This window comes from Micromonospora sp. ABR4_055 (genome assembly GCF_056160425.1).
The window spans coordinates 52,109-65,282 of the sequence record NZ_JBSWXD010000011.1 but is presented as its reverse complement, the minus strand read 5'-3'; the positions used below and the strand labels follow the sequence as shown (position 1 = coordinate 65,282).

Sequence of the window (13,174 nt, the reverse complement as noted above, 5' to 3'; positions counted from 1 at the left end):
CATTGGGGGGTGGGTCGGGGGGTTGAGGGGGGGTGGTTGTGGGTTTGTTCTTTTCTCGTTTGGCTTTGTCTTTTTTACTTCCCCACAACGGCAGGAGCAACGCGAGGCCGCCGAGCGCGAGGCGCGAAGCGCCGCAGATCGTCGCCGCGGCGAGCGGGAGGCCGCGCGGCGGGAGGCCGAACAGCGAAATGCCCAGCGCCAGGTGTTGGACGCGGAGGCGGCGCGGCGACAGGCAGCGCGCGCGGAGGCAGCGCGGCAGCGGTTGGCCGAGGATGCCGTGTTGGAGTCGGTACGCGCCGAAGTCGCCGATCGGACCGCGCAACGCGCAGCTGCGCGGGCCGAGGCTGCGCGGGCCGAGGCCGCGCGGGCCGAGGCTGCGCGGGCTGAGGCCGCGCGGGCTGAGGAGCAGTCGGCAGCGGTCGGCAGCGGCCCCGCCTCGGGGACTCGTGTCGATGCCCGCACTGACGCCACGCCGCCGGTCTCTCCACGCCAGGCCGAGCAGGACCAAGCCCGGCAGGCCGCCGAGCAGCAACGTGACGACGATCGGCTCCAGCAGGCCCAGCAGCGGTGGGCCGAGTTCGACCGGGCGGCGAGGCAGGCTGAGCTGGAACGCGGTCAGGCCGACGTTGATGCCGAGGCCGTGAGACGGGAGCTGGACCAGGCCGACCAACTCGCCAAAGTTGCGGAGGCCGGCCGCCAGCAGGCCGAGCGGCAGGAGGCCGCGCGGGCCCGCGAGCTGGAGGAGACCCACCGCCGCGAGGAGGAACAGGACCGTATCCAGGCCGTGGAACGTCAGGCGGAACGCGACCAGCTTGCCACGGCTGTGCGGACACATGAGGCGGCGCTTGGTCAGGGCACTGAGCAGGCTGTGCAGGCTCGCACCGCGTGGGAGAGCAAGGAGCAGGAGCTACACGACGCTCGGACAGCCCTTCAGGAAGCTGAAGATGCCGCGAGGAAGGCAGCCGAGGAGGCGGCGAAGAAGGCTAAGGAGGCCGAGGAGGCGGCGAAGGTCCGGCCGACCGCGACGCCGTGGTACTTCACTGACGGGGCACTTGGTGAACTGGCGATCGCCGAGGTCCGAAGCAGAACGGCCGACGAGATCGCCGATACCCTCAACGCGCTCGCCGCGGCGCTGCCGTCGGGTCAACGCACGCGCATCACCGACGCCGAGATGGCAGTGTTGAAACCCGGTAAGGGTCCGCAGGAACCAGGCGAGCAGAACAAGGCAAGGAGCACGGACCTACCGGATCTGGGCAACGCCCGACAGGAGCAGGGCATCCGCGAAAAGGTGGCCGCGACGATCCGCGAGCTGCTCGAAGCCGCCCCGAAAGACCTGGCTGGTATCGACAAGAATCGCGCCCGGTGGGAAAATGCGTTGTTCCATGGGATCACGATCAGTGCCGGTGATCGACTGATCTGGATCCGCCCGGTGCCACACAATCCGCAGGAGGCACCGAATGCCGACGGAGGCAAGGAACGCGAGTACGTTGTCTCATTCGGCTCGACCGCGACCGGCAGGGAGACCTCCCAATCCAGTGGCCTGGACCACGACGGCGCCGCCGAGCTGACCTTCTCACTGCCGACCCAAAAGGCACCCCGGATGCTGACGAAGCTGCCATCTCTGGCCTTCGGCAGCGACATTGCCCGAAAAACCTCGGAGCAGACAACGGTCATCTCCGGCCGGAAGATGTTCGTCTCCGAGTCGACGAAATTCAACAGCGGCGTGGAGTTCCAGATCTACGTCAACGGCGTCAAGTGGGGACAATCCCCAGTCGTCGGCGAGGCGGACCTCCTCGGAGTCTCCCTACCAACCGCCTACGCTCGCACACCCCCGGACGGCGATACCACCACCGCAGACGCAAAACCGCCGGCCGGAACCGCCGCCATGCATCCGGTCTCCCAGGCGCGGGAGACACTCAACGCGATCAGCCTTGACCAGGTCATCACCGACTGGCACAAGGCCCTGAGCGCGGCGCTGCCGGCCGACGTCGCCGCGAAGGTGGCCGCACTGGCCCACGAACGGCTGCTGAACGAGCGGACTACCCGCAACCGCAGTCGCTACCTGCTCACGAACGGCGACCAGACAGACACTATTCGCGAAGGCGCCGGCCCCCGCAGTTTCAACGGATACATCACCACCGCAGTCAGCATCCGCGAAATCCAGTTTCTGGAAACTACGGAGGGCATCACCACCCGGGAAGATCTCGGCGTGGTCTCTACTGCCAACTACCAGGCGTCCAGGAGTACCGACGTCAGCATATCCGCCGGAGGCAGTCTGCTCAGGCTAAGCGAGGGCGGCTCCAATCCGGACGACGACGACTCGGGCGGGCAGACTACCGGCGGTCTGCAATTCGGCGCTGGGCTCTCTGCCGAACACAGCGCCGCGTTGGGTGTTGGAGAAACCGCATCGAACCACACCGTCCTCAACCGAAAGTCTGACCAGGCCCGGTACCAGGCCACCGTCGACTTCACCCTCGCTACCCACGGGAACAAGAACATCCCACCCATCACCCGCCAGGTCACTGCCGAGATCGCCATGCCCGCCGCTGAAGCGGCACAGTTCGAACGCAGCATCTTTGGCGATGTGTTCACCCCCAGGTTCGGAGGCCCCGGCACAGGACGCCCCCGAGTGGTACTCACCCCAGCCACGGAAGTCGAAACCAGTGTCAAGACGCAAACCAAGACCGCAGCCGAATCCGGCACCAAAGCCGAGGTTTCGCCCATCCGGGGGTCCGCCGCACCGGCGCCAGCGTCTGCGGAGCAGCTGGCCGCGACGTTGCGGCCGGTGATCAACGGGGCCCCGCAGGCGCGGCAGGCGTTCGTGCCGAAGGACGGAACCGGCCCGGAACCCCTGGCCCTGGCACTGCGCCGCGGGCAGGGCCTGGGCATCACCGGCAACCTCCCCGGATCCGAACAGGTCGCCAACCTCGTGATCGACGTGCTCAAGGCACGGACCGGCCTCGACGACATCGGCGCCAAGGCACGCCGGGACGTCATGATCCGGGTCAGTCGTGCCGTGCTGGAGGCCGACCCGAGCCGGGTCCAGGCCGGCCGCAAGTTCAGCGTCGCCAGCAACGGACGCACGTTCGAGGTGCTGGCCACCGCCCACCAGTTCGACCTGCTGGATCGTACCCGGTACCCGATGACGGTCAACGCGCGTGCGCTGACCGGGGCCGCCACTTCTGGCGCCCAGTCCGGCGACACCACCGGCACCGGCGAACTCGGCAGCGGCCCCTCGGTCCGCGTCGGCGACCTCGACGGACAGCACCGGGGCGGGATCAGCCTCCCACGCGTCGGGGTGTCCACCAAGGTGGGGTGGAGCAATGAACAATCACTGAGCCGCAACATCCAGGAGTACGCCCGCACCGAGACCGTCGAAGACATCGTCGACCATCGCTACCGCACCGTCTATGAGGTCGCGATCCGTGAAGTCACCGACCCCGACCGGCCGAGCCCACGCGAGACCTGGCTGATCGGCGACGACCCGAACCTGGAAGTCACCACCCAGACCGCCGTCCCGATCGAACATCTCCCCCCCGAAGGCACCACCCACAGCGAACAGGAACTCAGAAACCACGGGAGGGCCGAGGCCAGCGACGATCCCAGGGGCGCCTGGGAGCCCGGCGGTAAGGCATCCCATCTCCCGTTGGACACCATCGGCAGCGCCGGACTCTTTCCCGCTTTCCGGCACATCCCGGAACTGTCCGCCACCGCCGCGAAGCTCTACCAGCAGGTCAACGGCCTTCCCGATACGTGGTTCAGCGAGCCGATGAACTGGCCCGACCAGGTTTTGGACCTCTCCGCCCCGAGCGAGCTTGCCAGTCAGAGTCCTGACATCCTCGACGAGTACGGCTGGGAGATACAACTACCCGCCCGCGACGGATACGACCAGTTCATTCGCGTCCGGGGCCGTCTGTTCAAGGACAGCCTGGACCACCAGAAGAGCCACCAGGACGGCGTCGAACTCGAACACTACCGACAGTTCGCGTCCAGCCACAGCGATGCCCGGAGCAGGGACATCACCACCATGGGCAAGTTCGGCTTCGGCGGCCACTACCAGAACTACAACGTCGACGCCGAGGAGCCCTTCGAGCAGGGCCGGATCGGCGGCGGGATCGACGCCGAGGGCGAGATGTCCACCGGGAGATCGACAAACAGCACCAAGGGTGCTACCGACATCACCCGCGCCACCTACAACGACACCGTCCACTCCTACAACGGTCGCATGGTCTTCGAAATCACCGCGATCCGATCCAAAAACGGCGCCCAGAACACCTCGGCCGGACCCCACTACGTCAACGCCCACCACGCCCTCGACCTGTTGATCACCGACCGCGCCGCCGAGGACCTCGAACTCGTCGGCGGCACCGCCGTCAACGCGCCAGCCCTTGAACTGATCGACCCGAAACTGCTGCCCGCCGTCGGTCACCCCGAACAGCTACAGGCCAACGACGTCCTGAGATCGATCCTCCGAGCGCTGGAGGGGCAGGGCCTCATTCCCGCTGGAGAGAACGCCACCAGCCCACTGCGCCGCGCGGTGATCAGCAGCTTCCGCAGCCGAGCCCTCACTGCGCAGTACTTCCCCCTGTCGGGCCAAGGCGTTTTCGGATGGTTCCCGATCCCCGGTCCGTACACCACCACCCGGTACCTGTGGATTCGCGTCGCCGCCACCACCGACCACATACCATCGTCCGACCGACCTCGCGACCAGGTCAGCCTCACCCTCCGCGGACAGACCAGCGACAACGAACAGAACAGCAGCAGCTCCGGCTGGGGCTGGTCGGCCGCTTTTGACTTCCACGGCCGAGGGGTGGTCAGTAAGGCAAACCGCGGCGAGCTCGGCGGCCTTGGCCATGGCAGCTACGGAAAGTCCTACTCCAGCGAACACAGCAACCAGTCCGCCACCAAGGACATCTTCCGCACCTCGCCCAAGAAGTCCCATGAGTTCGAACACCCACTCAACTTCATGATCGAACTCGCCACCACCACCCAACTACCCAAAATCGCCGAACTCTTCGTCGCCACTGGCCGTGCCACACTGTTCTCCATCACCACAGCCGCCACCAGCAGTATGTGGCCAGACCTGAATCACTCCGTCCAGAAATTCTGGTACGACCACACCCCCTTCGCTTGGGAAAGCAATGATCTGATTGCCGGTGGCCGGGTCCGCCTCATCGTCCCCAAATCCTTCACGCAACCCAGGAACACCGACAACAGCGGGTGGCGCGGACCCAAGCCCGCGCCTCCCACAGCCAAACCGGCAACCCCCGCCCCGCGACCCACACCGCGCTGGGCCGAGGACACCATACTTAAACCCGCCGGAGCGAATACCGAACTCCTCGAGGACCGCGCCCTGCACCCGTGGCGGATGGAGGCGGCCGCTCGTGAGTTCGCCCGTTGGGCCGCCCTGACCACGGCACGACCCAGCCTCCGCCCCGGCACCGACCTGACGGTCGACGGGGCCTGGAAGGTACCCGGCGTCGACAGCCGCAGCGCCCTGCACCACCTGATCACTCACTACACCAGCGAATCGATGCTGCGCACCAGGATCAACCAACTCCTCAAACACGAGTACGTGATCCCCGACACCAACATCACACTCGGCATTGACATCCGCGCCGGCGAATACTACGGATCTGACACCGATCCGCTGAGTGACTTCCAAAAGGGCAGACGCTACCAACAGAATGAGTCCAGCACGTCCAGCAGCCAAGACAACTCCAAGATCGGCAACTTCGGTTTTGGCCCACAGGGCGGAGCCCGCACCGGACTTGTCAAGAAGGTCGGCTTCATTGGCGAAGTCCTCTCCCGCGACAGTCAGTCCGGCCAGGGCAGTTCCGCCGAGATGAGCGAGGTCAACGAACGCAACAGAGAGGCAAAGCGCAACTTTCATCAGTATCGCTACGACGCCACGCTCGTCATCAAGGGGCCGCACGGAGCCCTCCTCATCGACGTCGACGAAGACATCTACCTGATGCGAGCCAAGAAGCCCGACCCCACAGTCCCCGTCGTCCCTCCGCCGAAACCCGAGCCGAAACCATTAACGGAACCGGCCGGAGAAACCAGTTCGACGCCAAAAACCGCGAGCGGCACCATGATGCCCGGCTCGTGGCCTGAGGACGAGGGACCACTCCTCCCGCTCCACAACCCACCACAGCCGCCCGCACCACCACTGCCACCAGCAGCAGCCACCGACACCACAACACCGCCCCCTGCGCAGACCACCGCCAACCCCACCACCCACACACCATCGAACGCCCAAACCACTCAACCGACACCAACACCAACCACCCGACCACCATCACCCATAGAACCAACCCCCACCCCAGCGGACATCACCACCGCCACGCCGCGCGACGACCTGCGCGAGCGGTGGGTGCAATTCCAGGCGCAGCGTATCCAGGCCGAGGGCACCGATCCGGCCGTAGCTGGAATCCTCGCCAACGGACTGACTGCCGACCATCAGACCATGCTCGCCGATCTGGCGACAGTGCGCACTGACACACCGGCCGCAGGCAATGAGGTATCGCCGCCCACAGCCCTTGAACAGCCAGCTACGGCCGCAGCGGAACCAGCCGGGAAGGTCAGCAGCGCCACCGCTACCGAGCCCACGGCGAAGGACGGCGACCTGCACGTCCAGAATTTCATGCCCTTCTCGGATCCAGTTGTGCCGATCGCCCTGCCCGGCGAGTCCCAGCTGGCGCATGGACCAGACCCGACACGTCAGTCAGCCGGCGACGGTGTTGCCGTGAGCCGGCAAGGCCAGCGGGGCTCAGACCCCGAGCCGACAGCGAGGCTGCGGGGCGGTGGTTCAGGCGGGGCGATATCCACTTTGATGAGCCTGGCGCCGGGTACCTGGGCGCCGTGGGCGCGTAGCGAGATGTTCGCCCCCTCGGACGCCGTCCACTTCTACGAGGAGGCGAGGCGGATCGGCTGGATCTCAGCAGGAGACGACCGCGTCGCACAAGCTCTGCACAGGCTGGGGCGGCAGACCGGGCTGCGGTCGGCAGAAGACAAGGCCCGGGAGTTCGTCTGGCATCTCGTCACTACCGGCTCGCGCGTCCTACCCGACATCGTGATCGACGGCACCCACCTTTACCAGGCTCAGGTGCACGGACAGACCATCCAGGTCCGGGCCAGGGTGGAAGAGGACTCAGCGGGTCGGGTGGTCCGGGTGGTACGCGCCCAACAACCGATGCCGCTCGACAGCCATGTCGCTGACCTAGTCCAGGCCGACTGGACGGTGGTGGCCGGCGACCGCGGCACGAGCGTCGACCCCGATGCCCAGCTGGTCCGCCTCGACCCCACCGACGGGGAGGTGCACTCGACGCTGCACGACATCCACAGAATCGCCAACGACTCTCTCGGCACCACGCACCTGGCCTTCACCAACCGTGCTCTGGGGGCGGCGGCGCTGGTCGATAGGGTGCCGACATTGGTGGAACAGGACCATGTGCGGCTTATCCACGACGACTTCGGCACCGTACTGGATGCCTGGCGGCGTTTCGATCGCCAGATGAGTTGGCTCCTGCACACACCGGGGCCGCGCGGATTTGAACGGACGGAGCAGATGCCCGCCGGGCATCACGCCCGAGCCTCCTTCGATTACTCGCGCTGGCGGTTGCGGCTGCGGTACGACATGGATGCCGACCGTTCGCGGGATGCGCTGGTGCACGAGAAGTTTCACTCTGTGCAGTGGGCAACCAACGCCCGGTGGCGCGTAGCCGAGACCGGCGACCCGAGAGTGCTGACTGAGCTGATCAAGGATCCGGAGGTGCACCGCCAGCTGCTGCACGGGCCGGCGCGCCAGCTCGACGCGGCGCAGCGACACGTGGCGGAGCTACTGTCGCGACACGGGCTGGCCCACCCTGACCGAGAAGCGATCTACAAGCTTCTCGGTCAGGATAAGGATCTGATCACCCGGTGTAACCAGTGGGTGGCGGCGGCGAGGGTCAGTGGGGCCGGAGGACGGCTAGGTGAACGCGTGCAACGTGCGGTGGGCCAGGTCGGGACCTTCTCGGACACAGTGCGGGCCCTGTATCTGAGCCTGCTGCACGAGGCTCAGGCGATCTTGCTCGGCCTGTGGATTCAGGAGGCGGGCTCGGTGCACCGCTGGGGCGCGGCCGCCGCTCAACTGGCCCCGATGCACGGGTACGACAGCGTCCCGCTGACGGCGCCGGACAGGTACCCCCACATGCCGGCTGGAGCCGCAGGGGTCTTCCTCCGTCCATCGTCCTCGTCGATGGAGCCGCCGATCCGGCTACCGCGACGGGAGGGCATGCTCCTGGCGGTTCAGATCACCGACGTCGACCAGGCCGGTCACCTGCTGCGCCGGCTGCGCGACGACCTACCCGTCGGGACCATGGTGGAGCTGCTGACGGCCGCACCGATCAGCGCTCCACGGGCGGTGGAACTTGCCCGTACGTTGGGCGGCGAACGGGTGCTCGCCCTCGACGTCGACCTGGTGGAGCCGACCGGGGCGGCAGCCCATCACTTCGTGGCCTACAGCCGAGACCACCGTGCCTCACTCGGCCCTGGTGCCCGCTACTACACCGTGCACGCCGATCCGCAGCAACCGGTACTCGATCTCGATGTGGTCGCGCTGCGCAACGTCGGCTGGGGCCGGTACGAGTTGGCATCGGGTTGGCAGGTGCAGGCGGTCGGTCAACGGGTGTGGATCGGGCCGGCCGAGGTGTCGCCGGCCGTACGCGACGACGACCCGCCGGTGGTGATCGGGCTGCCGTCCCGGCAGACCCCTTGGCCGGTATGGGTTCTCGGGGTGTGGGTCGGCCGAGCCTTGGCCAGCCACGTCGGGGCCACGACCGAATCGGGATTCGTCCGGGTACACAGGCCGCAGCCCCGACCCGAGGCACTTCCGGTGGCCACCGACGACCTACTGCATCCGGTCAGCGACGTCGAGCGTCGAATTGTCGTAGCGGCCTTCGGCTCGGAGGCGGTGGTGGACGAGGTCAGCTATGCACCGCCGGATCCGGCCGGCCCCGGCCTCGGCTTCACCGGCCATGATCTGATTGCCAGGCTGCTGGACGTGGCCGGCGCCGCAGCGGCCGAGCAGAATTCGTCGGTCCTGGTCGCGGCGCTGGACGGGCAGGCCACGCGGCTCGCGGCGGCCGCGCCTGTCACGGCCGGGGCAGGCGGCGAGCGAGTGGCCCGGCACAACCTGCTCGCCGCCGGTTACCTGGCGGCCCGCGCGTACGGAGTGTTCGAGCTGACACCGCAGCGGCTGGAGGCAGCGCACCGGGTGCTGGCGGCCTACCACTATGACGGCCGGTTCCTCACCGGAGAAGCTGGGCTGCAACGGCTGCTACAGACCGTCAGTTCCGATTGGTACGGCGACGTCGATCCGACGCGGTTGCAGCGACTGGTGGAGTTGAACCTCGACCATGGGTTGGACAGGGACGACCTGGAAGATCTCGTCGCACGGGACGACATGTGGCTGTCGATCTGGCCGCGTGATCTCCGGCCGATCGATCGCGCGGCAGGTATCTGGTCGATGGGCGGTGCCGCCGGGGGTCTCGTCCCGCCCGCCGCCGGCGGCGAACTGGTCGTCGTGTACCGGGCCGGAGCAGATCTGCTACCGCTGCCACCGGCCGGCTCCCCGGCGCACGTCCTGGTCCCGACCAGCCCGGCGCTGCTGGCTGAGCTCGGCACACTGCTGGCCGGCAGGATCGGTGGGAGCCGCGTTCCCGGTGCCTGGGTCCGCCTCGTTCCGGTGGTGGACACACCGGTCGACCCCGACCTGGCCGGTCACCTCGCGGAGGGTCTGTCCGCGCTGCACCGGCACCGAGTCGATCGGATCACCCTGGGTAGGCCGATCGAGCCGATCCCCGGCGACGCCGAGGCGTGAGGTGCGGTCCCGGTCCAGTTCGACGAGGTGGCACCGGAGGCGTCGGCTGCCTGAACCAGTCGCCGGTGCCGTCCGCGCCGAGTCAGGTCAGGCAGCGGCGCGGCCGGTCACGCCATGCTGGCTCAACGCCCGTTGCAGTTCGCGGGTGGCGTTGTGGGTGCGTGACTTCACCGTGCCCGGGGGTACGCCGAGCACCCCAGCCACCTCGCGATGCGTACGGTCCTGGTAGTAGACCAGGAGCAGCGCCTCGCGGTGCACGGCCGAGAGGCTACGCAGCGCCGGCTCCAGCGCGACCCGGTCCAGAGCTGCGTCGAAGAGGTTCTCCGCCGGCTGCCAGGCCATGGCGGTGACGTCCTCGCTGACCTCGGCAGGGCGAGCCGTCACCCGCCGGGCCTGGTCGACGCTGAGGTTGTGGGCGACCCGCGACAGCCAGGCCTGCGGCGACCGGGCGCTGGCCACCGAGGCCAGATTACGCCAGGCCCGCAGCAGCGTTTCCTGGACCAGATCCTCGGCCCGGTGCGGATCGCCTGGCATCAGCCGCCGGGCGTACCGCTGCAGCGCTGGCCGGCTCTGCGGCACCAGTACCCGCTCGTACCAGGTGACCAGGTCGGCGTGGGTCGGCCGACGCTCGCCCTCGATGATCTCCATCGGATACCTCATCTCTGGCCGTGGAAACCGGTCAGGCCACCGAACCGGCGGCCGGCACATCGGACGCGGTGAGTCTCAGCAGGTCATCGGTCGACGGGTCGGTGAGATCGGCCACCCGCTGCGCCTGGTGTTCGGTCATCCGCTGAAAGATCTGGCGCGCGGCGCGGCCGTTGCCGAACCCGTGGCCGTGGTTGATCGCAGCGAACAGGTCGTGGACGGCGGCCCGCGCGTCGTCGGCGAGCTGGTACTCGTGCTGCCGGCACTGTGCCTCGACGATGTCGGTCAGCTCGGTGGACCCGTAGTCCTCGAACGTCAGAGTCCGGGAGAACCGGGAGGCCAGGCCCGGGTTCGAGGCGATGAAGCGGCTCATCTCGAGGGGGTAGCCGGCCACGATCACCACCACGTCGTCGCGGTAATCCTCCATGAGCTTGACCAGCGTGGCGATGGCTTCCTGCCCGAAGTCGTTGGTGTGACCGGGTGGAACCAGCGAGTAGGCCTCGTCGATGAAGAGGACTCCGCCGAGTGCCCGGCGGAAGACCGCCTGGGTACGGGGGCCGGTGTGCCCGACGTACTCGCCGACCATCGTGGTCCGGTCGGCCTCGACGAGGTGGCCGCGCTCCAGCATGCCCAACGCGGCGAGCAGCCGGCCGTAGAGGCGGGCCACAGTGGTCTTGCCGGTGCCGGGGTTTCCGGCGAAGACCAGGTGCCGGCTCAATGGCGGCGCGGCGAGCCCGGCCTCCCGGCGTCGACGTACCGTCTGCATGAGTTTGATCTGTGCCTGCACATCCTGCTTGACCCGGTCCAGGCCGACCAACGCGTCCAGCTCGGCCAGCAGATCCGGCAGGTCTGCCTCGGTAGGTCGGGCCGCCTCAGTCGGAGCTGCCTCGGCCAGCACGGCACCGGCAGCCGGAGCCCCGGCCACCGCCGGGACGCCGGGATCACCGCTGGCGGCCAGTGCGCTCGGCGGCAACAATGACCTGGCCACGTCGGTCAGCCGGATCTCCTCGAAGACCGGCTGGGCCTGCGGGTCCACATCGACGTCGAGTTCGGTGTCGCGGATCCGGGCGCGCGTGATGGTCGGTGTCGCCCCGGCCCCGATATGGATCGCCGGATATGCGCTGTCAGTGAAGACGCAGTCGACGTACCGGCCGCCGCCGCCCTCGGCGACGAACAACGCGTTCTTCGCACCCGCCGTACACGACGTGGCTGTCACCTGTGGGCTGGCCCCGGTCCACACCACGATGCCGGAGCCTTCGGCGTCACGCACCGCGCACCGCTCCACGGTGCCCCCGCTGTCCTGCTCGAAGACGATCCCGGCGGTGCCGGCCCGGTCGATACGGCAGTCGTCCAGCTCCACGGCGGCACCGACGCCGACCTGAACGCCGGCTCGGCTGCTGGCGTCAACCACACAGCCGGTCAGTCGCACAGGCCGGTCCGAGCCGACGACCACCCCGTTGCGGTTGCCGGCCAGCACGGTGCCCGTGGCCGTCACCCCGGCGCTGTCGGCGGTGCTCAGTCCGGCGAGCCCGCAGCCACGCACCCAGCCGCCGGCCAACTCGACGCTACCTGCCCCGATGGCGTGCAGCCCATGCTCCGCCGATGGCCCCACCAGGGCGCCGGTGGCGGTCAGTCGGCCGGTGCCGCCGACGTGCAGCACGCTGTACGTCGAGTCGCCCAGCAGGGTGTCGGTGAGAGTCACCGTACCGCTATCGGTGACGAAGACCCCGTTGCCGGCGCAGCCGCGCACCGATCCGGCGGAGATGTTGACCTCGGCCTCGTCCCGGCACACCACTCCGGTCGCGCCAGCCCGGTCCACCTCGCAGCGGTTCAGGACCAGTTGCGACCGGTCGGCGGCGACTGCGCCTGCGGCGGCGGGGTCAATCAGCCGACACCCGGTCAGCTCCGTCCGCGCCGACCCGAAGGTGAACACCGAGTCTCCACTGCTGCGACTCACGGTGACGTCCAACCCGGTGACCGACGCCGACTCTTCGGCCCGGATCCCGTTGCGTCCAGCCGCGACGACCGTACAGCGGAGCAACTCGATCCGGGCGGTGCCACGTGCCCGAACGCCCGACCCGGTGACGGAGTCGATCCACATGTCACGCAGAGTCGTCTGCGCCGATTCGCCGGCCACCACACCTATGCCGTCGACGTCCGTGACGACACACCGTTCGAGTAGGACTGCGGCGTTTCCGGTGGCATACAGCCCGGCCAGCCGGGCACCGGTCAGCCGGCATTCGCGCAGCACCGAGCGGGCGTGCCCGATGACCTCGATCCTGCCGCCACGCAGGTCGCAGCCGACGAGTTCCACGCTGCCGTCCTCGATCCGCAGCAGCGGATCACCGGGGTCGGCACCGACCACCGTCAAATCAGTCAACGTCGCCGCAGCGGTAATGCGCACCGGGGTACGCGGCGCCAACGACACGCTGCCCGGCCCCTGCTCGGCACGGACCCGTGCCGCAGTGCCGATGAACAGATCCTCGTGGTACCGGCCGGGTGCCACCAGCACGGTCTGCCCAGCCGAGGCTGCGCGCAGGCCGGCCGCGATGTTCTGCGCAGCTCCCCGTTCGCCGGGCGCCACCCGGACGACGTCCGGATCGGCACCCGCCCGGCGGCCCTTCAGTCGCACCATCTCCACCCCAGCCACACACCGTCGGTGCC

Annotated in this window: 4 protein-coding genes; 1 reads left to right on the top strand and 3 read right to left on the bottom strand. The window is 68.3% G+C overall.

What is annotated here, in order from left to right; all coding sequences use genetic code 11:
* The coding region (locus tag ACXAHD_RS05515; RefSeq protein WP_475048972.1) for a hypothetical protein at nucleotides 1-670 on the bottom strand (670 nt) is incomplete at its 3' end.
* Between ACXAHD_RS05515 and ACXAHD_RS05510 the strand changes: the two genes are divergently transcribed.
* Nucleotides 641-9,865: a hypothetical protein gene (locus tag ACXAHD_RS05510; RefSeq protein ID WP_475048969.1), complete on the top strand. Its 9,225-nt coding sequence runs from the start codon at nucleotides 641-643 to the stop codon at nucleotides 9,863-9,865. The two genes, ACXAHD_RS05515 and ACXAHD_RS05510, sit on opposite strands and share 30 nt — an antisense overlap.
* A gap of 87 nt (nucleotides 9,866-9,952) precedes the next feature.
* Here ACXAHD_RS05510 and ACXAHD_RS05505 read toward each other — a convergent pair whose 3' ends face one another.
* Nucleotides 9,953-10,513, bottom strand: a complete 561-nt coding sequence (locus ACXAHD_RS05505; protein WP_281552689.1) for a sigma-70 family RNA polymerase sigma factor — start codon at nucleotides 10,511-10,513, stop codon at nucleotides 9,953-9,955.
* A 31-nt stretch (nucleotides 10,514-10,544) separates the two neighbouring features.
* Nucleotides 10,545-13,145: a right-handed parallel beta-helix repeat-containing protein gene (locus ACXAHD_RS05500; protein ID WP_281552688.1), complete on the bottom strand. Its 2,601-nt coding sequence runs from the start codon at nucleotides 13,143-13,145 to the stop codon at nucleotides 10,545-10,547.
* Nucleotides 13,146-13,174: the final 29 nt, after the last annotated feature.